General features: G+C 66.4%; 19 protein-coding genes. 12 read left to right on the top strand and 7 right to left on the bottom strand.

What is annotated here, in order from left to right:
* Positions 1-45 precede the first annotated feature (45 nt).
* From MKW15_RS00785 to MKW15_RS00795, 3 genes are read left to right on the top strand one after another with little or no spacing between them, the layout of a single operon-like run.
* Positions 46-1,161: a hypothetical protein gene (locus MKW15_RS00785; RefSeq protein ID WP_240855159.1), complete on the top strand. Its 1,116-nt coding sequence runs from the start codon at positions 46-48 to the stop codon at positions 1,159-1,161.
* A 5-nt stretch (positions 1,162-1,166) separates the two neighbouring features.
* The gene (locus tag MKW15_RS00790; protein ID WP_240855161.1) at positions 1,167-2,240 is read left to right on the top strand and encodes a phosphotransferase family protein; all 1,074 of its coding nucleotides are present in this window, start codon (positions 1,167-1,169) and stop codon (positions 2,238-2,240) included.
* A 57-nt stretch (positions 2,241-2,297) separates the two neighbouring features.
* Entirely contained in the window at positions 2,298-3,254 is a 957-nt protein-coding gene (locus MKW15_RS00795) for an HpcH/HpaI aldolase/citrate lyase family protein (RefSeq protein ID WP_240855163.1), read from the top strand.
* Between the two features lie 10 nt (positions 3,255-3,264).
* Here MKW15_RS00795 and MKW15_RS00800 read toward each other — a convergent pair whose 3' ends face one another.
* Complete coding sequence (locus tag MKW15_RS00800; RefSeq protein WP_240855164.1) at positions 3,265-3,420, bottom strand: DUF6131 family protein; 156 nt, start codon at positions 3,418-3,420, stop codon at positions 3,265-3,267.
* A 132-nt stretch (positions 3,421-3,552) separates the two neighbouring features.
* Here MKW15_RS00800 and MKW15_RS00805 point away from each other — a divergent pair, with 132 nt between their 5' ends.
* Complete coding sequence (locus tag MKW15_RS00805; protein ID WP_240855166.1) at positions 3,553-4,473, top strand: LysR family transcriptional regulator ArgP; 921 nt, start codon at positions 3,553-3,555, stop codon at positions 4,471-4,473.
* A 408-nt stretch (positions 4,474-4,881) separates the two neighbouring features.
* On the opposite strand, the gene MKW15_RS00810 is transcribed toward MKW15_RS00805, so the two are convergent.
* Positions 4,882-5,865: an MDR family oxidoreductase gene (locus tag MKW15_RS00810; RefSeq protein WP_240855169.1), complete on the bottom strand. Its 984-nt coding sequence runs from the start codon at positions 5,863-5,865 to the stop codon at positions 4,882-4,884.
* 70 nt (positions 5,866-5,935) lie between these two features.
* Between MKW15_RS00810 and MKW15_RS00815 the strand changes: the two genes are divergently transcribed.
* Positions 5,936-6,379 (top strand): nitroreductase family deazaflavin-dependent oxidoreductase, encoded by a 444-nt coding sequence (locus tag MKW15_RS00815; protein ID WP_240855171.1) that lies wholly within the window; start codon positions 5,936-5,938, stop codon positions 6,377-6,379.
* A gap of 130 nt (positions 6,380-6,509) precedes the next feature.
* On the opposite strand, the gene MKW15_RS00820 is transcribed toward MKW15_RS00815, so the two are convergent.
* Positions 6,510-7,334 (bottom strand): SHOCT domain-containing protein, encoded by an 825-nt coding sequence (locus MKW15_RS00820; protein ID WP_240855173.1) that lies wholly within the window; start codon positions 7,332-7,334, stop codon positions 6,510-6,512.
* A 196-nt stretch (positions 7,335-7,530) separates the two neighbouring features.
* Here MKW15_RS00820 and MKW15_RS00825 point away from each other — a divergent pair, with 196 nt between their 5' ends.
* A complete protein-coding gene (locus tag MKW15_RS00825; protein WP_374245808.1) occupies positions 7,531-8,346 on the top strand; it encodes a DUF1206 domain-containing protein in 816 nt (271 codons plus the stop codon).
* Between the two features lie 2 nt (positions 8,347-8,348).
* Here the strand turns inward: MKW15_RS00825 and MKW15_RS00830 are convergent, their stop codons facing one another.
* On the bottom strand, positions 8,349-8,813 hold the full coding sequence (locus MKW15_RS00830) for a cupin domain-containing protein (RefSeq protein WP_240855175.1): 465 nt from the start codon (positions 8,811-8,813) through the stop codon (positions 8,349-8,351).
* A 126-nt stretch (positions 8,814-8,939) separates the two neighbouring features.
* Here MKW15_RS00830 and MKW15_RS00835 point away from each other — a divergent pair, with 126 nt between their 5' ends.
* Genes MKW15_RS00835 through MKW15_RS00845 form a run of 3 tightly spaced genes read left to right on the top strand, consistent with a single transcriptional unit; the run spans position 8,940 to position 14,180 of the window.
* Positions 8,940-11,240: a glycerol-3-phosphate 1-O-acyltransferase gene (locus MKW15_RS00835; RefSeq protein ID WP_240855176.1), complete on the top strand. Its 2,301-nt coding sequence runs from the start codon at positions 8,940-8,942 to the stop codon at positions 11,238-11,240.
* On the top strand, positions 11,237-12,718 hold the full coding sequence (locus MKW15_RS00840; protein ID WP_240855178.1) for an HAD-IB family hydrolase: 1,482 nt from the start codon (positions 11,237-11,239) through the stop codon (positions 12,716-12,718). The genes MKW15_RS00835 and MKW15_RS00840 overlap by 4 nt, the downstream gene beginning before the upstream one ends.
* Before the next feature lie 25 nt (positions 12,719-12,743).
* The gene (locus MKW15_RS00845) at positions 12,744-14,180 is read left to right on the top strand and encodes a wax ester/triacylglycerol synthase domain-containing protein (RefSeq protein WP_240855180.1); all 1,437 of its coding nucleotides are present in this window, start codon (positions 12,744-12,746) and stop codon (positions 14,178-14,180) included.
* Positions 14,181-14,235: 55 nt separating this feature from the next.
* Here the strand turns inward: MKW15_RS00845 and MKW15_RS00850 are convergent, their stop codons facing one another.
* The 3 genes from MKW15_RS00850 to MKW15_RS00860 form a co-directional block, all read right to left on the bottom strand.
* The gene (locus tag MKW15_RS00850; RefSeq protein WP_240855182.1) at positions 14,236-14,889 is read right to left on the bottom strand and encodes a hypothetical protein; all 654 of its coding nucleotides are present in this window, start codon (positions 14,887-14,889) and stop codon (positions 14,236-14,238) included.
* Between the two features lie 541 nt (positions 14,890-15,430).
* Complete coding sequence (locus tag MKW15_RS00855; protein WP_240855184.1) at positions 15,431-15,976, bottom strand: YceI family protein; 546 nt, start codon at positions 15,974-15,976, stop codon at positions 15,431-15,433.
* A complete protein-coding gene (locus MKW15_RS00860) occupies positions 15,964-17,520 on the bottom strand; it encodes a PucR family transcriptional regulator (RefSeq protein ID WP_240855185.1) in 1,557 nt (518 codons plus the stop codon). The genes MKW15_RS00855 and MKW15_RS00860 overlap by 13 nt, the downstream gene beginning before the upstream one ends.
* A gap of 111 nt (positions 17,521-17,631) precedes the next feature.
* On the opposite strand from MKW15_RS00860, the gene MKW15_RS00865 reads away from it, so the two are divergent.
* From MKW15_RS00865 to MKW15_RS00875, 3 genes are read left to right on the top strand one after another with little or no spacing between them, the layout of a single operon-like run.
* Positions 17,632-19,059, top strand: a complete 1,428-nt coding sequence (locus tag MKW15_RS00865) for an aminobutyraldehyde dehydrogenase (protein WP_240855187.1) — start codon at positions 17,632-17,634, stop codon at positions 19,057-19,059.
* Between the two features lie 10 nt (positions 19,060-19,069).
* On the top strand, positions 19,070-21,031 hold the full coding sequence (locus MKW15_RS00870) for a primary-amine oxidase (protein WP_240855188.1): 1,962 nt from the start codon (positions 19,070-19,072) through the stop codon (positions 21,029-21,031).
* The gene (locus MKW15_RS00875; protein ID WP_240855190.1) at positions 21,028-21,888 is read left to right on the top strand and encodes a universal stress protein; all 861 of its coding nucleotides are present in this window, start codon (positions 21,028-21,030) and stop codon (positions 21,886-21,888) included. The genes MKW15_RS00870 and MKW15_RS00875 overlap by 4 nt, the downstream gene beginning before the upstream one ends.
* Positions 21,889-21,911: the final 23 nt, after the last annotated feature.

A 21,911-nucleotide genomic window follows, 5' to 3' on the forward strand; every position in this document is an offset into this window, starting at 1 on the left:
GGCACGTAACGTAATGCGGAGTCGCTCCCCAGGAAGGACCGCCCCATGCTCACCGCCCACGACGAACTCCTCTGTCATCAGCTGCCCACCTCGTTCGACCACGTCGACCAGAGCGACCTGCGCTGGGTCGAACGCATCGTGATGTACGGCTTCGACAAGTCCGGCGACATCAATGTGATGACCGGCCTCGCCCGATACCCGAATCGCAACGTCACCGACGCGTACGCGATGATCACCCGACGCGGCGGCGAGACCCGCGTGGTGCGCATGTCCACCGAAATACTGGGCAGCGACACCGGATTGGGCCACTACACGGTCGGCCCGTACACCTATTCGGTCGAGGAGCCGCTGCGTCGAGTTCGTTCGCAGCTGCGAGCCAACGAGCAGGGTGTCACGCTGGATCTCACGCTCACCGGCGAATTCCCGGCCTACGAACAGACTCCCGCATTCCACCGCGAGCGTGGCCGGATCAAGGAGGATGCGCGCCGGTTCTATCAGAACGGGCGCGTCGAGGGATACATCGAGGTCGACGGGGAACGCCTCGACATCGACCCCGACCGCTGGTGGTTCGGCCGCGACCATTCCTGGGGCGTCCGCAACGGTCCCGGTGGCGGCAGCCTGCCCGAGGGAACCCACATGCAGCCCGGCGAGATCCCCGACGGCGTCCTGTACTACATGGGAATCTTCCAATTCGACGACCAGATAGTGCATTTCGCGCAACGCGAGACCAGCACCGGGCAGCGGTGGCAGTTCGAGGGCGAGATCCTCCACCCCATCGACACCGGCCGCCCCGCCGACACCATCATCGACGTCGAACACGAGCTGAAATTCCGTGAGCAACGACGCCTGATCGCCGGCGGTGTGTTCACGATCCTGCGCGCCGACCGCTCGTCGACATCGATCGAAGTCGCACCGCTGTGCGACTTCTGGCCCGGTCTGGCCGGCTATCAGGAGTTCAACGGGTACGCCTCGGGCCATTGGCGCGGAACCGATTTCATCGACGGATTCACCGTCGACTCGTCCGACCCCGATGTGGTGGCCCCGGTGAGCCTGGTGTCGGAGACCCTGTGCGAGGTGCGCATGGACGGCAAGGTGGGTCACGGTCTCGTCGAGATGGTGTTCATGGGTGCCTACCCTCGCTACGGCTACACCGGATGGTGAGGGCGATGGATACCGCTCACCGCACCCTGCGCCCCACGCCCGAGCAGCTGCCCGACGCAGTGGTCGACATTGTGCGCTCACGCATACCCGGCGCCGAGGACGCACGAATCACCAACTGGCACAGCGCACCCATGGGCCGATCCACCGAAACGTACCTCTTCGACGTGGTCGATGTGCGCGGCCGCGACGGACATATCGGCGACGAACCGCTCAGACTGGTGTTGCGACGGCCGCCCGAGTACGCGGTGCTTCCCGATTTCGACCTTCGCCGTCAGTATCTGACGATGCAACGCCTCGGTGGATCGGGTGTCCCGGTGCCGACGATGCGCTGGATCGACCCGGACACCGACGCACTCGGGACGCCTCACTTCGTGATGGACCGCATCGACGGCGTCTCGACGGTCAGCGACATGCCGCCGTATCACCAGGAAGGCATCTACGCCGACACCGACGACGCCGGTCGTGCCCGTTACTGGAATGGTTGTGTCGACCTGATCGCCGCAACCCACGCCGTCGACGTCGACCGCCACCGGCTCGGCTTCCTCGCACTCGACGCATTCGGCGCCGAGCCCGCCGAGCAGGTCATCTCCTTCCTGCGCCACGGTCTCACCTGGGCCGCGGATGGTGCACCGATGAAACCCGCATTCACACAGGCACTCTCGTGGTTGGAACAGCACACCTACCAACCGTCGCGCATGACCCTCTGCTGGGGCGACAGCCGCATGTCCAACGTGTTGTACGCGCCGGACAGGACCCCGGTGGCGGCGGTGGACTGGGAGGTCGCCTACCTCGGCGATCCGGCCGGCGACCTTGCGTGGATGTTCCTCACCGATTGGGTGAGCAGTCCACTGCCCGATCACGCTTCGGCCGCCGGCACGCCGAGTCGAGCCGAAACCCTCGACCGCTACGAACAGCTCACCGGCCACCGGGTCGAGAACATGCTGTTCGCCGATGTCGCAGCCGCGCTGCTGCTGGGCATCGTGCTGATCCGGCTCAACACCTCCCTCGGCCTGGACGGGATCGACCTCACCGACATCTGCGCACAGCGTCTGGACCTGGTACTCGGCGGCGGGGTCTGAGTCATGGGGCGGTACGGTCCGAGGTGACCGTCGTGTCCAGACCTCGAGGAGAGACCTGTGAGCCGTACCCTGCGTCCGCGCCGGACCAACCTCGCCGTCCCGGCGTCGAGCACCAAGATGATCGACAAGGCACGGTCACTGGGTACCGATCAGCTGTTCCTCGACCTCGAGGACTCCTGCGCTCCGTCGATGAAGCCGGTCGCGCGCAAAAACATCGTCGCGGCGCTCGGCGACGGTGACTGGCAAGCACAGATCCGCGGGGTGCGGGTCAACGACTGGACCACGCCCTGGACCTATACCGACGTGATCGAGGTGGTCGGCGCCGTCGGGTCGGCGGTCGACGCGATCATCCTCCCCAAGGTGAATCACCCGAATCAGGTTGCCGCACTCGACATGCTGCTGACCCAGATCGAGAAGACCGAGGGATTCGACGTGGGCCGGATCGGCATCGAGGCGCAGATCGAGGATGCCGCAGGACTGATCAAGATCTACGAGATCGCCCAGGCCTCACCGCGACTCGAGAGCATCGTCTTCGGTCCGGGCGATTTCATGGCGAGCATCAACATGAAGTCGCTGGTGATCGGCGCGCAGCCACCTGGATACGAGATCGCCGACGCCTTCCACCACATCCACATGAGCATCCTGATGGCCTGCCGAGCCAACGACTTGCAGGCCATCGACGGCCCGTGGGCACAGATCCGCGATCTGGACGGCTTGCGGCGCAGCGCAACTCAGGTCTCGGCGCTCGGCTTCGACGGCAAGTGGGTGCTGCACCCCGACCAGATCGGCCCGACCAACGAGATCTTCACGCCCAGCCAGCAGGACTACGACCACGCCGAGAACATTCTCGACGCCTACGCCTTTCACACCTCGGCGGCCGGCGGTGGACGCGGCGCGGCCATGCTCGGCGACGAGATGATCGACGAGGCGTCCCGCAAGCTCGCGCTCGTCGTCGCAGCAAAGGGCCGGGCCGCCGGGCTCGACCGCGTCGAGAAGTGGGCTCCCGATCGGTAGTGATGGGCGATCAGTAGTAGTGCGCTCGCCCGCCCACCGCGCGTCCGGTGGCGCCGAGGATCGCCAGGATGATGCCGATGACCACCAGGACGATGCCGATGGTCCACAGGATCGGGATGCTGAAGATGAACCCGAGGATGAGACAGATGATTCCGAGGATGATCACGATCGAGCCCTCTCGTTCGGTGGAGATGGCACTCGACGCTGCTGCAAGTACAAGGCGACACTAACCACCTTCGTGCGCTTCGCGGTGGATTTCGGGGACTTCGGTGCCAAGGTGAGACGCTAAGCTCGCGCCGTGGACATCTCGATCGACGGCTTGCGCACCCTGCGCGCCGTTCTCGAGCACGGCACGTTCGAGGCCGCCGCGACCGAACTGCACGTGACCCCCTCCGCGGTCAGTCAGCGGATCAAGGCGATGGAGGTGGCCGTCGGGCGTGTCCTGGTGCAGCGCACCAAACCGGCGATCGCGACCGATGACGGCGAGGTGTTGATCCGTCTCGCGAAGCAATGGGAGTTGCTCACGGCCGAAGCGGGTGTCGAACTCATCGGAGACACCCCCGACAGCGAACGTCCCCGACCCATCCATATACCGATCGGCGGCAACTCGGACTCGCTGGCCACCTGGCTGCTACCCGCCCTGGCACGCATTCACCGTGAGCACCCCGTCGTGGTGGAGGTGCTGCGCGACGACGAATCCCGCAACAGCGAGTTCCTGCGCTCGGGAAAGGCGTTGGCCGCCATCACTTCCGATCCGATAGCGATCCGCGGATGTACCGTGATACCGCTCGGTGTGATGCGCTACGTGCCGGTCGCGACCCCGGAGTTCCTGCGCAAGTGGATGCCCGACGGTCCGACGTCGGACACGTTGTCGCGCGCGCCGATGGTGTCCTACGACCGCAACGACCACATCCAGCGCACCGTGTTGCGCGCCTACTCGTCACAGGCCTCCGAACCGCCGACGATCTACATCCCGGCGTCGGTCGAATACCACCGCGCGGTCGAGATGGGCATGGGATGGGGTGTGGTGCCGCACGCCCAGATCGCCGACGCCCTCGACGCCGGCCGCGTCGTCAGGTTCCTCGACCCCGACAACCCAGACCCCGACCACGACGTCCCGCTGTACTGGCAGTACTGGAAACTCAGCTCACCGCTGCTCGACGCGGTGACCGCCGGGATCGTCGCGGCAGCCCGAGCCGAGCTGCTACCGCTACAGTGACCTTGCTGCCGGCCTCGGAACCACCGTCTCGGCGCACACGGACGCTTCCCGCGCCAGGGGTGCTGGCGACATATGCTCGTCGAGCCCGCGATGTCGATCGACACGTTCCGCGGAACGCGCCACACGCTCCCGGCACCCTCAGAGGAAGAAACTCGTCCCCTATCCCTGGAGTCCTCCCCGCGAATTTTCTCGCGGACGACTCAACAAGCAGGGGCAGAAAGTAGGGGAAGAACCTTCCCTACTTTCAGTGGCCCGGCGGCGCGCTGACGTGACCCGGTCGCCTGCCCTTCGGGGCCATCCCTCGGCCGGCGCCTCGGGCACCTCCGGGACCTGTGGGGGTGGTGGGGGTGGTGGACGCTTACGCGCAGTTCAGAGCGTTTGTCACCCAACTCTTCGGATCAGCGGTGACTACACCTCTATGACGACTCGTCCGCGGATCTGACCGTCGAGGATCTTCGCCGCCAGCGCCGGAATCTCGTCGAATCCGGCGTTGACCGCAACGCGCTGTAGCTCGTCGACGGTGAGCGCCTCGTCGAGACGTGCCCAGGCCGCGCGTCGTAGTTCGATGGGGGCGTTGACGGAGTCGACACCGAGCAGAGCCACATTGCGCAGGATGAACGGCATGACGGTGGTGGCCAGGCCGGGTCCGCCGGCGAGGCCGCAGGCGGCGACCGCACCCGAGTAGCGGATCTGCGGCAGGATGTTGGCCAGCGTGACCCCGCCCACGCTGTCGACGGCGGCCGCCCACCGTTCCTTGGCGAGGGGTCGGGGCTCGCCGGTGAGGGTGTCGCGCTCGACGATCTCGGATGCGCCCAGTTCACGGAGGTAGTCGTGCTCGTCTGCCTTGCCCGTCGACGCGTGCACCTCGTAGCCCAGGCGCGACAGGATGGACACCGCGAAGCTGCCGACGCCGCCGGTCGCCCCGGTGACCAGCACCGGTCCTTGATCTGGTGAGACCCCCGCGGCCTCGAGCCGCAGCACGCACAGCATCGCCGTCAGACCGCCGGTTCCGACTGCCATCGATCCCCACAAACCGAGTTGGACAGGAACCGGGAGAACTGCTGCCGCATCCACCCGCTGGTACCCGGAATAGCCGCCGTCGCGCGTCTCCGACAGGCCGGCGCCGGTGAGGACCACCTGCTGGCCCGCCGTGAAGCCCGCGGCATCGTCCACGACATCACCCGCGAGGTCGATGCCACAGGTGAGCGGAAAGCTCCGGACCACACCAGGTTTGCCGAGGATGGCCAGACCGTCCTTGTAGTTCAGCGTCGAGTAGCGCACCTGTACGAGTAGGTCACCGTCGGCGAGATCATCGGCGCCGAGTGTGACGAGTTGGGCGGGTTCCTTGGCGGCGAGAGCCCGATATGCGGTGAAGGACGGGATCGTTGTCATCGTGCGCTCCTGAAACGTCGGTGTCGTGAAGGCGGTGATGGTCGGTCGGTATTCGTGGCAGGGTGCAGGTATGGCTTCAGTCGACAACCTCCACGGCGATGCACATGTCGAGCGGTACCTCGAAACCGACGGCGAGGACGGTTACCACTGGAACGGTACCCAAATCCTCATCCTCTTCACCAAGGGGCGAAAAACCGGGGCCGAGCGCAAACACGCACTCATCTTCCGACCGTGGGGTGAGGACGCGTTTCTGGTAGTCGCCTCCAAGGGCGGCACCGATGAGCCGCCCGCGTGGTTCCTCAATCTGGAGTCCAACCCCGACGCCGAGATCCAGGTCAAGGACGAGCGCATTCCGGTGCACTTCCGCGTCGCCACCGACGAAGAGAAGCCGGCCATGTGGGCCAAGATGACCGAGGTCTGGCCCGACTACGACGAGTACCAGAAGAAGACCGAGCGGGTGATCCCGATCGTGGTGCTCGAGCGCGCGTCGACACTCGAACGCGAATCCGGCTAGCCGACGCATCCAACGCGGCGCCCCTTCGGGCGCACCCTCCGAGCGCCTCAGCGAACTCGCGCGAAATAGGTGCGCAACCCGACCGCCGAAACGGCCGACGCCGCAACCACATACGGCACCACCGGGACGCTCACAACCGACCGAGCAGTTCGGCCTTCTTCTGAGCGAACTCGTCGTCGGACAGGATGCCGCGCTGATGCAGTCCGGCCAGCGACTCGATGGCCGCGACGATGGCGTCGGCGTCGGATCCACCCGATGGTGCCGGGGCGTCGAACTGCGGGGCCGGGGCGTACTGGGGTTCGGGCGCGTACTGGGGTTCCGGAGCGTATTGGGGTTCGGCCGCATGGCGTGGAGCCGGTGCCGCGACAGGAGTGTCGACGATGGCCTGCGTGCCGAGTTCGGTGAGGCTGGAAGTGTCGAAGGTGCCGAACTGGCTGGTGAAGCTCAACGTGCCTGACATCCCGCCCTGCTGTTGCTGGACGCCGCCGATCTGATGGTCGCCGGTATCGAAAACCCTTGTGACACCATTGAACTCGATGGCGAGTCGACGGGTGCCGGGGAAGATCGCGTACCGTGCGCCGTTCTGCGAGCCCGTCGAACTGGGCACGCCGAGGTCGCCGGGCCACCAGTTGTTGGCGGTGAATCCACCGAACCCGACGTTTGCGGCCGGAGTCGGCGGGAACACGGTGGTGGTGGCGAGCAGCTGCGACAACTCGTTGCAGAGACCATCGACGCGCGCCTTGAGCGCGTTGTCGAACATGTTGCCGACCATCGTCATGCCACCACGCATCCACTGCCCGGAACCACCGAGTTCGGGAATGGAGAATTGCGCCATCGTGCCGCCACCGTTGTTCACGGCGAACAGCATGGCCAGCACCGCGTCGCGGGACAGCCCGTAGCGCTGCGCGATGTCGGATACGGCCTGCTCGGCTTCGGGGGTGACCGTTGCCTCCATGGTGAGACTCTTTCGTCGGCGGGAGAACCTGAGGCCACCACTATACGAGCAGGCACCCAACCGCTCTCACCGACGCGGATCGCGTGGACTCACCTCGACTCGTGGTCGAATCCGGTGGTCGCGAGATATCTGCGCCCGATGGTGTTCCACTGGAGTCAGGTCAGTGGGGACAAGTGACGACGACAGGGGTGATTCAGTGTCCGAGATCGCCGAGAAGGCGGCCGAGCGCACATGGTTCGAGAACGCGGCCCGAGCAGGCCAGTTCGCCAGCGGATGCGTGCACATCCTGATCGCCTACATCATTCTCCGCCTCGCGTTCGGGGGTGGTGGCAACGCCGATCAGTCCGGGGCGCTGGGCATCTTCGCGGAATCCGCCGGCGGTCGAATCGCCCTGTGGCTGGCGGTGATCGTGTTCGCGGCGCTCGCGCTGTGGCGCATCGTCGAAGCCATCCTCGGGCCGCACCCCGGCGAGTCCCGACCCAGCAATTCCCACGGGGACGAGGACACTGGATGGACCGATCGCGCCAAAGCCCTGGGCCTGGCCGCGGTCTACATCGCCTTCGCCTATTCGGCCGCGCAGTTCGCGCTGGGCCACGGCCAATCCAGCGGGCAGCAGAATGCCGGGCTCAGTGCGCGGCTCATGGGTTCCACCGGCGGCAAGGCCCTGCTCGTGGTGGTGGGACTCGTGGTGATCGCCATCGGTGGCTACCACATCTACAAGGGTGCGACGCGTCGCTTCCTCGACGATCTCAAGCGTGGTGGCGACTCCCCGCTGATCGTGTGGTCCGGAGTGATCGGGTACGTCGCGAAGGGCGCAGCACTCACCGGTGCGGGCGTCCTCGTCATCGTCGCGGCCGTCCGTGCCGACCCGGCCAAGGCCACCGGGATCGACGGTGCCGTGAAGACACTCGCGGGTCTACCGGCCGGACAATTGTTGCTCGTGCTCGCGGCATTCGGCATCGCCGCATACGGCTTCTATTCGTTCGTGATGGCGCGCCACGCACGCATGTGACGTCAGCGTCCCTGCTTGTCGCAGCCGGGTGCGGGCGCATCCTCGAACAGCGGCTTGCTCAGCGGGATCAGATACAGCACGTCGAGGACCACGGGCACCGACCCAAGGTTGCGTCCTACGTGCGTATTCGCCTGCCCCTTGGGCTCTTTGATGATGTCGCCGGTCCGATATACCACTGGCACACAATCCGCGCCGGGGTGGGTGAGGGTGCCCGATCGGACAAGTCCCACGAGGTTGCCGTCGTGGTAGTGCCAGCCGGTGGTCCCACCGGGCGCGATCGTGATCTCCCGCACCACGACGTGCACTCCGTCGGGCACAAAGGGCAGCAAGCCCGCCGGGATGTCGCCCTCGGCCAGGGTGACCGCGGTGACTCCTGACGAGGGGGTCGCGCTCGCGAGCGCCGGGACGCCGCACGCGATGACCACTGCCGCCGCGGGGGCGAACACCAACCGTGCGAGTGAGTTCATGGCGGAACCATACTGCGCTCACCCAGGCGTTCTCCCCGTTTTCACTCTTCAGCGCATCGCGCAGAGTCACAATGAGCGTGCCGAGGGCAGGTCGGGGACTGGTGCAACCGATGAGATGTGAGGGTGATGCGCGTGAGCGATCCGGTGATGGTGTTGGCGGAGACTCGCACGGGATGCGAGATGAGTGCGGTGACGGAGTGGGCCCAGTCCGCCTATCCGGGTGCGCCGATCCGCCGGCCCGATGAGGTTGCATTCGACGAGCTGCCCGACCACACACTCGTCGTTCCGGTCCGACCGGTCTGGCTGCCCGCGGTCCGCCGCGGCGAGCGGCGAGTGACGCTCGGCGACGTCCTGGTGCTGTCCAATCCGCGACGCCCGGTCGGCTTCGCGCAGCCGCTGATCCGCAGTCGCCGGCCCGACGCGCTGCGCGTCGTGGCGGGTGAGCCTGCGTCGATCGACGATCTGCGACGCCGCCACGAACGGGACGTCGCACAGGATGTGCCGTTCGCGAAATTCGTCGCGCTGCAAGCCTCCCTGTCCGCCGAACGCGCGGAACGCCAGATCGTCGGTGACCGGTACAAGGTGCCGCGATTGGTGGCCGAGCAGATCAGCAGTTCGGCACGGTTCCGGACCGGCGCCGCCAAACTCGCCGCCGAACTCGGCAGGCCCGCCGACGTGGTGGTCAACGACGCCACCGACAAGCTGACGGGTTTTGTGGCCACTCAGAGTCGGCTGATGAGCGACGTGTTCTCGGCGACCTTCCGCAGGCTGCACGACCGGGCCTGGAACGTGTCCGTCGACCTCGACACGCTCAATTCGCTACGCACACTGAACAAGTCGACCAGCCTCGTCTTCTTGCCGTCGCACCGCTCCTACGTGGACCCGCTGGTGCTCGCCACGGTCCTGCGCGGCCACGACTTCCCGCCGAATCTCGTGCTCGGCGGTATCAACTTGTCCTTCTGGCCCGTCGGACCCATCGCCCAGCGCGCCGGCATCATCTTCATCCGCCGCAAGTTCGGTTCCGACCCGGTCTACAAATTCGCGATGCGCGCATACCTGGCATTCATCGTGGAGAAGCGCTTCAACCTCGAGTGGTACATCGAGGGTGGTCGCAGTCGCACCGGAAAGCTGCGCAAGCCGATGCTGGGCCTGCTCAACTACGTGGTCGAGGCGGTGAAACAACTCGACGAAGCCGACGTCACGATCGTGCCCACTTCCATCGTCTACGACCAACTCCACGAGATCGGGGCCATGGCCGCCGAGGACGCCGGCGGCACCAAGCGGCCGGAGGGCATCGGCTGGCTGCTGCGCTACGCCAAGGCGCAGCGCGGATATCTGGGCGAGGCGAGAATTCGGTTCGGTGAACCCCTTTCCCTGCGTGCCGCGCTTGCCGACGCCGGTACCGGACCGTCCCAACTGGACAAGGTCGCGTTCCGAGTGATGGACGAGATCAACACCGCTACACCGATTTCAGCGACTTCGCTGGCCGGCTTTGCCCTGTTGGGCGCCAGCGACCGCGCCTACACCGAACCCGAGATCGAGCGGATTCTCGAGCCACTGCTGGACTACATTCGCCGGCGCGACCTCCCCGGCCCCGACCCCGCGCAGTGCAGGGGCGCCGGGCTGACCCGGACATTGCGTGTCCTTGGCGACGCGGGCGTGGTGACGTGCTTCGACGGTGGGTCCGAGCCCGTCTGGTCGATCGCGGCCAACAATCACGCGATCGCTGCCTACTACCGCAACGGCGCGCTGCATCACTTCGTCGACCGCGCGATCGTCGAGGTGGCCATGCTCGCGGTGGCCGAGGGGGCGGTCGAGGTGACACCGGGCGACGTCGCCATCGCCGAAGACGAGTTCGGGGTCGCCGACGAGGCTCTGCTGGCCGCAGCACAGCGGGAGGCGCTCCGTATCCGCGACTTGCTCAAGTTCGAGTTCTTCTTCCCGCCGAAGGACGAGTTCTTGCACCGTCTCGGTGCTGAGCTCGACCTCATTGCCGTCGAGTGGCGGGATGCGAAGCCGAGCCGGGAATGGACCTACGACGTCCTGCACAGTCACACCGGAGGCCTGCTGGCCCGACGCACGCTGCAGCCGTTCTTCGACGCGCAGCTCGTGGTCGCCACTCGCCTCGTGGAGTTGGGCACCGCGTCACGAGACAAGGACGCCATCCTCGCCGACTGCCTCGGGCTCGGACGCCAGCTCTCGCTGCAAGGCGTTGTGCGGAGCAAGGATTCGGTGTCCAAGGATCTCTACGACGCCGCCTACCAGCTTGCCGACAACCGCGGCCTCATCGAGGGCACGGAAGGTGCCGACCTCGCCGCGGCCCGCGAGGCATGGCTCGACGAGGTGGAGGTCATGCGCGGGCGGCTGTCGCGTATCGCTTCGATCGAGGAGTTGCAGGCCGACGTCCTCACCGGGGTGACGCAATGAGTGCACTCACCGATCGGCTACGCCAGATCCGGTCCGCACCAACCGGAAAGAAGGTCGCGGCGTTCTTTGACTACGACGGAACCCTCATCGAGGGCTTCTCGGCGACGGCCATCGTCGGGGCACGGGTGCGTAGTCTCGAGTTCGGCCTCGGGGAACTCGCGGACTTCCTGCTCATCGGATTGCGGGGCGTCGAATCCGAACAGGACTACGCCGAGGTTCTCGAGGCGACCAAACCCACGTTCGCCGGCAAGACGTATGCGGAGTTGCAGGACCTCGGCAACCGCCTCTTCAAGCACGAGACGGCGGCCAAGCTGCGCCCGCAGATGTGGCAGATCCTGCGCGCCCATCGCGAGATGGGCCACATGATCGTGATCGCGTCGTCGGCAACGCGATTCCAGATCGAACCCATCGCACGCGAGATCGAGGCCGACCACGCGTTGGCCACCGAGGTCGAGGTGATCGACGGGGTGGTCACCGGACGAGTCCTCGGCCGGCCGCTGTGGGGTCCGGGCAAGGCGGCCGCCGTCCGGACGCTGGCCCGCGACCACGAGATCGACCTCGATGCCTCCTTCGCCTACAGCGACGGCAACGAGGACATCCCCTACCTCGAGGCCGTCGGCAATCCGGCGGCCGTGTCTCCGATGCGCACTCTGCGTGCCGAGGCGCAGGCGCGGGGGTGGCCGATCATCGACATCACCAACCCCACCTACAATCGCATCGGCATGCTGGCCCGCACCAGCGCGTTCTATGGCTCGTTTCTCGCTTCTGCCGCAATAGGTTTCACGGCCGGACTGGTTCGGCGCGATCCCAATGCCCTCATCGCGACCCTGCCGACCGGCAACGACGTCGGCCTGTCCCTCGCGGGCGTCCACGTGCAGGTCCTCGACGGTGGCGAGCACCTCATCTCCGACCGGCCCTGCGTGTTCCTCTTCAACCATCAGTCCAAACTCGACATGCCGGTGATGATCAACCTGGTGCGGTCCGATGCGACCGGCGTCGCCAAGAAGGAGGTCCAGCGTGTTCCTGTGCTGGGCCAGATCCTCGATCAGGCCGGCCTGGTCTTCATCGACCGTGCCGACGCCGGAAAGGCCATCGAGCAACTCGCCCCCGCGGTGAAAGCCCTGCGCGAGGACGGGAAGTCGCTCGTGGTGGCACCCGAGGGTACCCGGTCGTCGACGCCGCGCATCGGCCCGTTCAAGAAGGGACCGTTCCACATCGCGATGCAGGCCGGCGTGCCGCTGGTACCGGTGGTCCTGCGCAACACGGGTGAATTGATGTGGCGCGGTTCCCAATTGATCAGGCCCGGTACGGTGGAGGTGATGGTGCTGCCGCCGGTGGACACCACCGGGTGGCGGGCCGAGGACATCGGTAAACATGCCGAGGAAGTGCGGCAGATGTATGTGACCACGTTGGCCGACTGGCCGCTGCAATCGTTCGACGACGGCTCTGATGAACCGACGCAGGAGGTTCGGGTGTGACTGTACCGACGCAGGAGGTTCGGGGATGACCGAGAACGCCGACCGCCCACTCGACTGGGCCAACGAGCCGCACATGAGTCCCGTCGACACCATCATGTGGCGCGGCGACACCGACCGTCGGATGCGCGGCACCATCAGCATGCTCGAGATCTACGATTGCGCACCCGATTGGGATCGGCTGATCGCGGCCCACGAATGGGGCTCTCGCATGGCTCCCCGGTTCCGGCAGCGCGTCGTCGACTCCCCGATCGGAGCCGGAACCCCCAGTTGGGCGGTCGATCCCGACTTCGACCTGCACTACCACGTACGTCGCATCCGACTCGGCGGCGACGGCAGCATGCGCGAACTGTTGTCCACGTGTGAGCAACTGGCGATGACAGCCCTCGACGCCGCGCGACCCCCGTGGGAGGGCACGCTGATCGAGGGACTCCCCGACGGCAAGGCCGCCTACTTCCTCAAGGCCCACCACGCACTCACCGACGGTCTCGGCGCCATTCTCGGCCTGGCCCAACTACATTCACCGACACGGGAACACAATCCCGGGAAACCGCAGCCGCCGAGCCCCGATCCCGTCCACATCTCCGCGGTGGACATCATCACGCGACAGCTCGACGAGGAGATGCGTCGCATCCCGCACCGCATCGACATGACCATCAAAGGCATCCGATCCCTCGTCAGCCCCCGGCAGGCCCTGAGTACTGCTCTGCGCTACGGACGTTCAGTACCCCGGGTCGCCGGTCTCGTCAGTCCACCGGGCTCCCCACTCCTGGCGAATCGCAGTATCTCCTGGCGTTTCAGCGCTTTCGAGGTTCCGTTCGCCGACCTGAAGGCGGCCGCGACCGCGACCCGCGCGTCGATCAACGACGTCTACCTCGCCGGGCTGCTCGGTGGATTCCGGATCTACCACGAGAAGATGGGTACCGCGATCGAGGCGATGCCGGTGGCGATCCCGATCTCGGTTCGCCGTCCCGAAGATCCTGCGGGTGGCAACCGCATTGCGGTCGGTCGCCTGGCCGGCCCGGTCGGCATCGCCGATCCCTTCGAGCGGGTGCTCACGGTGCGCGAACAGGTGCGTGCGGCCCGGCACGAGCCGGCGGTGGACCTGTTCAACACCCTGGGTGCGGTCATGGCCTGGCTACCGGGTTCGGTGCTGATGCAGTTCAGCGGGACGACCAGCCAGAACGACCTGCAGGCCAGTAATGTGCCGGGAATCCCCTGGGAGACATACGTTGCCGGGGCAAAGGTGGAGCGGATGTTCCCCTTCGGTCCGCTGCCGGGGTGCGCTGTGATGGCAACGATGATCACGCACAACGGAACCGCCTGTATCGGGTTGAACTCCGATGGTGCGGCGGTCACCGACATCGACCTGTTCGCCGATTGCCTCGTCGCGGGATTCGACGAGGTGCTCGCATTGGCCGCGGACCACGACGTACAACCGGGGTCATTGCAGCGACTGCAGTGAAAGGCGGTCGGCCCGTCCGAAGACGGGCCGACCGGTGAGAGGTAACGCTATGGTGTTACTTGCTCTTCTTCGGCTCGCGAAGAAGCTGGATGAACGGTCCGGCGTTGGCGATGACCGCGCCGATGCCACCGATCGCGGTGCCGGCGAGCGATGCGCCCGCGCCCAGGAGCAGCGCGCCACCGATGCACCCGGCGAGCGGGCCGGCACCGAACAGCATGACAGCAGGAGCCGACACGACGCCGGCCGCGATCGCACCGAGCAGGCAGCCGCCAACCAAACCGGTTGCAGCACCTAGGAATCCACCGATCGCAGCAGTGAGTGTGATGTTGTCCTTGACGCCGGACACCGCGGCACCCAGGTCGGCCTGGTGGGTGAACGGCTGGAAGCGAGCCAGGGCCGGGCTCATGTTCACGGCGAGCTTGGCGGTCGTGCCGGAGACCTGTGCGTTGACCGGGTGAGCGTAGTTGTTGACAGCGACGGTCAGCGGCACGGCACTGACCACAGCACCCTTGGCGTCGCGCAGGAGCAGTCTGCCGTGGTCGGTGCTGAGGGTTCCGTTGTTGGTGGACACGAGAACGCTGCTGCCGCTGCGCATCACGTTCCAGTGCGTCGTGGTGTGGGCCGTCTGCGGTGCCGCCTGGGCACCGAACGCAATCCCCATCGACGCGATCAGCATCGTGGCGATGGCGATAAGTCTGTTGAGCTTCATGTATGCCTGTCCCCTCGGGTCCCAGATTCTCCTGGGACTGAATGTTTTTCGCGCTCAACGTAGGGAGGGAACCGGTTGGTTGGGTCAACGACCGGGGCTGCACCGGTGCACACCAGATGAACAGCGCGTCGCAATGCGACATACGCGGCACGATCCCTCCGCTCCAGCACAGCGCGTTGCCTGCCGTGTCCGGATTACTCAATATCTGTTGCGCAAGAAGGAGTCAGCTTGCCCCCGTCTGCGATCGTGGAGGCGCGAAGAGCGGGTCCGTCCGAAGAATAGGGGAAGAAACTCGTCCCCTACCCTTGGTGTCGTCCCCGCCAATTTTCTGAGGGACGACTCCGAACCTCGGGGAAGAAACTTCCTCCCCTAGATTCAGTGGGACGCCACGCCGACGATCCTGGAGGCGGGAAGAACGTGGCCACCCATGCGGATGAGAGCTTCCACGCGCCGGCACCGCGACAACCGGTGTTGAGCCTGGGGAGGGATGCGGCAGCCTTCATGGCCGCGGACGTGGATTCTCGGTGAATCGTTGCGGGGCCTATTTCTCGACAACGATCTCGATCTCCACCCGCACCTCGTCGGCAACCTTCAAGGCGCCCATCATGAGCGAGTAGGGCTTGATACCGAAATCCTTCTGGTTGACCATGCTCTCGGCGATCAGGACCCGCGCATCGCCGTGATCGGCGACGCGGACATCGAGATCATGCGGACGTCCACGCCCGTGGATCGTCAGAGTTCCGTGTGCTCGAAAGCCGTCCGGCGCCGCTTCAAACGACTCAGCCTGGTAGCGGATCTCCGGAAACTTGTCGTGCTGAAGGGATTTCAGCGCATTGCCACGAGCCACCGACTTCTCCGCTCCGGTCAGCGGTGTCAGCCCGCCTTCTCCCGAACGCACCCTGAGTGAATCGACGACGATGGACGCCTGGGCGCTGACCGGCAGGCCATCGCGCGTTGTCGCCGATCCCGACCACTCGGCCATCTCGATCGTCAGCCGGTGACCGGTCCGCGCTGCCCGGCCACTGACACCGGTGTGCACGACAATCGACCCGCCGGTCGAGGAGAATGTCCATGTCACGTCTGCCATTGCGTTTCCCCGTCTGTTCCGGACCTCGCCGTGATGGCCAGCAGCAACTCCGCCCTCACCCGGGCGGAGTCGAGGTCGCAGTCCACGATGTCACGGATCTTGAGCAACCGGCTCCGCAACGTGTGCCGATGAACGCCCAACGCGGCCGCCGCGTGCTCCCATTGCCCGTTGGCCTCCAGAAAGGCGCGTAACGACGCCAAGAGGTCGGTGCCGTGCTTGGTGTCGTAGTCGACGATCGGGTCGACGAGCACCCCCGCGAGAGTGTCGAGGACCCGTCGCACATCGGGTGCGCAGAGCAGCGTCCGGCCCACCGCGCGCAGCGCGTCCTCTGGTTCACCCCCGACAGGCGCCACCACCGCTGCCATCCGCGCCTGGTCCGCGGCAGCACGCAGGTCGCCCGCATCGCGCGCAGCGCTCACCCCGATCCGCAGGTGATCGCGCACATCGGTCGGCAGGTCGACGAAGAGTTCGGAGACGAACTCGATGTCGTCGCTGCCGCGCACGACGACGAGGAGGTCGTCGGACCCGACGGTGTGGAACATCGCCCGTCCGGCACCGCCGAGCCGATCGTCGACGGCCTCACCGACCGCCGCGCGGTCGTGGCTTCCGCGTACTGCGACGACGCGGACCTGCTCCTGGGAATCGGCCGCGGCGAGCAGCACCGAGCGGGCAGCGGACTCATCGTATTCGCCGGCGAGCAGGATGCGCATCGCCGTCGTGTTGACCCGGGCCTGCTCGGCACGGAGTCGTCGTGGCTTGTGGAAGTCCAGCGCCAGCAGCGAGTTCGCGTGTCCGATCAAGACCTGGTCGAGCGCCCGTGGATCGCCGGGCAGTTCGACGACGAGGTAGCCGTGGATGTGCCTGCCCAACCGGATCGTCTGCACGACCACTGTGCACGCCTCGACCGGGATCACGCTGCTGTCGGCGATGGCATCGCCGTGCGGGGACTCGGCGACGAGCGACGCGATCATCGCCATCACGTTGTCCGACGGAGGTGTGTGACCGTGCGCCACGATCCGCGCCTGCGGATCCACCACGGTGACCGGCCCGCCGCTCGCCCGCGACAACTCGTGCACGATCGCCTGCACCCCACCGTTCGCGGCGGCCCGCGTCATCCGAGGCTGGGCCCGCGACGCGGCGAGCATCTGCTCGTACTGCTGCTCGGCGAGCCGTTCCATCACCGCTTTCACGACCGCCGCGAACGGCGTTGCGAACGGAACCTCGAACACGGCAAGACCGCAGGTGTCAGCCTCGTCGAGAAGCTCTGCGGGAATGTCGGTGAAGGACAGACCGACCCCGAATCCCAGCGCCGCGATGTCACTGTCGACGAGCTCGCGCACGTAGGCTCGCCGCCCGGCCGGATCGGCGGGCAGGCCCATCCCCGTCGTGAGGACGACCTCGCCTCCGGACAGCCAGCGGCCGGGGTGGGGCAGTTCGGTGGTCACCGCGAAGGTGACCTGGGCAATCGCCCCCACCGACCCGGCCCGCAGTCGTAGGCTCAGGTCTTCCCGACCGATGAGCCAACGGACGGCGAGGCCCACCATGCACTCCAATCTGTCGCACAGATCACATTCAGTTACGCCATTTTGGCAGATGCAGCGGCCCCGCACCTTGTGCAGTCTGTCTCTACCACCCCGCCATCAGAGAGGTCCGACATGACCGAGCGGCTCCAGAATTTCGTCAACGGCGCATTTGTCGCCTCCACGTCCACCGAATCCCTGGACGTGATCAACCCGGCCGACGAGTCGCTGGTGGCCGTCGCGCCGGTGTCGACGGCGGCGGAAGTGAGCGGTGCCGTCGATGCCGCGGCGAGCGCTTTCGCCTCGTGGGGCCGGACGACGCCACGAGAACGGCAGTCCGCGCTACTCGCGATCGCGGACCAGATCGAGAAGAAGGCCGACGAGATCGTCGATGCTCAGGTCCGCAACACAGGTCAGTTGCGTTCCCTCGTGCGATCCGAGGAAGTTCTCGTCGGCGCCGATCAGATGCGCTTCTTCGCCGGTGCCGCCCGCCTGCTGGAAGGCCGGTCGGCGGGCGAGTACATGGAGGGCTTCACGTCCTACGTGCGGCGCGAACCGATCGGGGTGGTCGGCCAGGTCACGCCGTGGAACTACCCGTTCATGATGGCCCTGTGGAAGATCGGCCCGGCGCTGGCGGCGGGCAACACCATCGTCCTCAAGCCCAGCGACACCACACCGGAGAGCACGCTCACCCTGGCGGAACTCACCCGGGGCATCCTGCCCGACGGTGTGCTGAACGTGGTCCTCGGCACCGGGGAGACCGGCGCCGCGCTGGTGTCCGACCGACGCCTCGGTCTGGTGTCGATCACCGGATCGGTACGCGCGGGCATCGCGGTGGCGGCGGCCGCAGCGGCCGACGTCAAACGCGCTCATCTCGAACTCGGTGGCAAGGCACCGGCGATCGTGTTCGGCGACGCCGACATCGACAAGGCGGCCAGCGGCATCGCCGAGGCGGCATTCTTCAATGCCGGCCAGGACTGCACCGCAGCGACCCGCGCCATCGTGCACGCGTCGGTGTATGACGAGTTCCTCGACGGCCTGGTGGCCCAGGCCCAGAAACTCCGGCCCGGCGGAGTCGACGACGAGGACGCATTCTACGGTCCCCTCAACAACATTCGGCACTTCACCGCGGTCAACCAGAAGATCGCCGCGCTGCCCGACCACGCGACGATCGTGACCGGCGGCAACCGGCACGGCGACAAGGGGTTCTACTTCGAACCGACGGTGATCACCGACGTCCGCCAGGACGACGACATCGTGCAGAACGAGGTGTTCGGACCGGTCATCACCGTGCAGCGCTTCGACGACACCGACGACGCGATCGCCATGGCCAACGGTGTCGACTACGGCCTCGCGTCGAGCATCTGGGCATCCGATCATGGACTGGTGCAACGTGTTTCGGCGCGCATCGATGCCGGTGCGGTGTGGGTGAACTGCCATATCCCGCTGGTCGCCGAGATGCCGCACGGAGGATTCAAGCACTCCGGATACGGCAAGGACCTCTCTGCATACGGGGTCGAGGACTACACCCGTATCAAGCACGTCATGAGCGCCCACGACTGAGAGGATCGCAGTGACCGACAGGGATTTTCACCCGCAGGATTTTCACCCGCTCGATCCACTGACGCGCGACGAGTTCACCGCCGTGGTGGACATCCTGGGAACCGCGCACGGCGTGGCGGCCCCCGAATGGCGTTACGCGAGTATCGAGATGGCCGAACCCGACAAGGCCGCACTCGCCCGGTACGACGCCGACGCGACCGTGCCCGAGCGTGCAGCGCACGTCGTGTGTTTCGAGCGCGCGAGCAACAAGACCTACAAGGCCCTGGTGTCCCTGACCGATTCCACGGTCACCACCTGGGAGCACATCCCCGGGGTACAGGCGAATTTCACTGTCGACGAGTGGGAGGAGGCCGATGCAGCACTGCGGTCGCACCCCGATGTGATCGCGGCGCTCGCGCGGCGGGGGATCACCGACATGAGCCTGGTGTTCATGGACACCTGGACCTACGGCGCCGTCCTGATCCCGGAGCGCTACCGGGGCAGGCGGATCGGATGGTCGGACAGCTGGGTTCGCAAGGGACCGGGCATGAATCCCTACGCGGGGCCGGTCAACGGCTTCCACTGCATCATCGACCTGAACTCGATGGAGCTGCTGGAGATCGAGGACACCTTCACCCTGGACAACCCCGAGATCATGGGCGAGTACGTCCCCGCTCACGTCCCCGAAGAGATCCGATCCGCGAGCACTCGTGAACCGTTGCGCGCGTTGGACATCACTCAACCCGACGGTCCGTCGTTCACTCTCACCGGCCATCGGCTCGACTGGCAGAACTGGTCCCTGCGTGTGGGATTCAACCATCGCGAAGGCATGACCCTGCACGCGATCAGCTACAACGACAACGGCAGGCGACGGCCCATCGCGCACCGCTTGTCGTTCGCGGAGATGATGGTCCCCTACCGCGATCACTGCGTGGATCATTACCGCAGAACCGCATTCGACATCGGCGAATGGGGTCTGGGGTTCATGACCACGTCGCTGGAACTCGGGTGCGACTGTCTCGGCGAGATCCGGTACCTCGACGCGGTCCTGCACGACAGCAAGGGCGAGCCCTACGTCATCACCAACGCCATCTGCATCCACGAGGAGGACAACGCCGTCCTGTGGAAGCACGTCGACCACGACGGGGCCGAGGTGCGGCGCATGCGTCGCCTCACCGTGTCGTGCCACGTCACCGTCGCCAACTATGAGTACCTCGTCTACTGGCGGTTCTATCAGGACGGCAACATCGAATGCGAGGTGCGCGCGACGGGCATCATGGTCGTCAGCACACTGGCCCCCGGACAAACCCCCGAGCACGGCACGGTCGTCGACAACGGCACCTATGCGCCGTTCCATCAACACTTCCTGATCGCCCGACTCGATCTCGACGTGGACGGAACGCAGAACACCGTCTACACCACCGAGACCCAGGTGGTGCCCACCGGCCCGGACAATCCGTACGGCCTCTCGCTGCGCCAGGTCAACACACCGTTGCGCACCGAGCAGGAAGCCAAGCAGGACATGAACTTCCAGACCCAGCGGGCGTGGAAGGTGGTGAACGAGAACACAACCAACGGTCTGGGCACGCATCCGTCCTACAAGTTGGTGCCCGGGGCCGCATTCCCACCCATGTTCGACCCCGACTCACCCATCCTCGACCGCTGCCGGGCCATCGAGCACACGCTGTGGGCGACCCCCAACTCTCCCGATGAGCGTTGGCCGGCAGGGGAATTCGTCAACCAGAGCGCCGGCGGCCTCGGACTGCCGGAGTGGACGTCCGCCGACCGGTCGATCGACAACACCGACGTGGTCCTCTGGTACGTCTTCGGAATCCATCACATCACCCGGCCCGAGGACTGGCCGATCATGCCGTCGGACACGGTGAGTTTCTGGCTCAAGCCGGTCGGATTCTTCGACCGCAACCCGTCGCTCGACGTCGCCCCGACACCGCCTGCCGCGTGCCACCACGACTCCACCGGGGGCCACGCATGAGGCTGCTCGTCGCCTACCTGGCCACTCCCGGAGGCGCTGACGCCCTGGCCCTCGGCGCGCGCCTGGCCCGCAGCTTCGGCGCCGAACTCGACATCGCCATGGTGCTACCGCCCGACCGGGTGGCCCCGGCCCCGCCCGGCGACTTCGAGGCCGTCCTGTCCGACCGTGCGAGCCGCTGGCTGGCCGACGCCGCCGCCCAGGTTGACGATGACGTCACGGTCACGACACATGTCGCGTTCGCCGAATCGTCGGGCGCCGGAATCATCGAGATCGCCGAGCGGATCGGGGCGTCCGCGATCGTCGTCGGCGGTGGAGGCGGCGGCCTCATCGGAACACACTCCCTCGGCACCGTCGTCAACGGTCTGCTGCACTCGTCGCCGCTGCCGCTGGTCGTCGCACCGCGGGGCGCCTACCGGGCGGGCATCTCCCGTATCCGTGAAGTCACCTGCGCCATCGGCGATCGCCCCGGCGCCGACGAACTCCTCGACACGGCCACCCGATTCTGTGCTGCCGCCAAGGTGGGTCTACGGCTGATCTCCCTGGTGGCCGTGGAGCCGGTGAGCGGCGCTGTGCGCGACGACGAGAGCTCGCTCGAGGCGGCGCGGGCACACGCGCGCAGCCTGGTCGACGACGCCCGATCACGCCTGCCCGCTGAGATACCGGTGAGCGCAGAGGTGGTCGAGGGACGTCACATCGAGGACGCGGTGCACAAACTCGACTGGCACGACGGCGACCTGATCATGGTCGGATCGAGTCGCTTGGCACAGCCGCGTCGGCTGTTCCTCGGATCGACTGCGGCCAAGATGATGCGCGTCCTGCAGGTACCGATGATCGTGGTGCCGCGCGGCGAGCGCTGACCCGGCGCGGCGGTGTCCGCTGC

Source organism: Gordonia gummivorans (assembly GCF_022513585.1).
GTDB lineage: Bacteria > Actinomycetota > Actinomycetes > Mycobacteriales > Mycobacteriaceae > Gordonia.

Excerpts from the sequence above, each read along its gene's own strand:
- MKW15_RS00785 (WP_240855159.1), top strand. The coding sequence starts at position 46 with ATGCTCACCGCCCACGACGAACTCCTCTGTCATCAGCTGCCCACCTCG.
- MKW15_RS00790 (WP_240855161.1), top strand. The coding sequence starts at position 1,167 with ATGGATACCGCTCACCGCACCCTGCGCCCCACGCCCGAGCAGCTGCCC.
- MKW15_RS00810 (WP_240855169.1), bottom strand. The coding sequence starts at position 5,865 with ATGACAACGATCCCGTCCTTCACCGCATATCGGGCTCTCGCCGCCAAG.
- MKW15_RS00815 (WP_240855171.1), top strand. The coding sequence starts at position 5,936 with ATGGCTTCAGTCGACAACCTCCACGGCGATGCACATGTCGAGCGGTAC.
- MKW15_RS00820 (WP_240855173.1), bottom strand. The coding sequence starts at position 7,334 with ATGGAGGCAACGGTCACCCCCGAAGCCGAGCAGGCCGTATCCGACATC.
- MKW15_RS00830 (WP_240855175.1), bottom strand. The coding sequence starts at position 8,813 with ATGAACTCACTCGCACGGTTGGTGTTCGCCCCCGCGGCGGCAGTGGTC.
- MKW15_RS00835 (WP_240855176.1), top strand. The coding sequence starts at position 8,940 with ATGCGCGTGAGCGATCCGGTGATGGTGTTGGCGGAGACTCGCACGGGA.
- MKW15_RS00840 (WP_240855178.1), top strand. The coding sequence starts at position 11,237 with ATGAGTGCACTCACCGATCGGCTACGCCAGATCCGGTCCGCACCAACC.
- MKW15_RS00845 (WP_240855180.1), top strand. The coding sequence starts at position 12,744 with ATGACCGAGAACGCCGACCGCCCACTCGACTGGGCCAACGAGCCGCAC.
- MKW15_RS00850 (WP_240855182.1), bottom strand. The coding sequence starts at position 14,889 with ATGAAGCTCAACAGACTTATCGCCATCGCCACGATGCTGATCGCGTCG.
- MKW15_RS00855 (WP_240855184.1), bottom strand. The coding sequence starts at position 15,976 with ATGGCAGACGTGACATGGACATTCTCCTCGACCGGCGGGTCGATTGTC.
- MKW15_RS00860 (WP_240855185.1), bottom strand. The coding sequence starts at position 17,520 with ATGGTGGGCCTCGCCGTCCGTTGGCTCATCGGTCGGGAAGACCTGAGC.
- MKW15_RS00865 (WP_240855187.1), top strand. The coding sequence starts at position 17,632 with ATGACCGAGCGGCTCCAGAATTTCGTCAACGGCGCATTTGTCGCCTCC.
- MKW15_RS00875 (WP_240855190.1), top strand. The coding sequence starts at position 21,028 with ATGAGGCTGCTCGTCGCCTACCTGGCCACTCCCGGAGGCGCTGACGCC.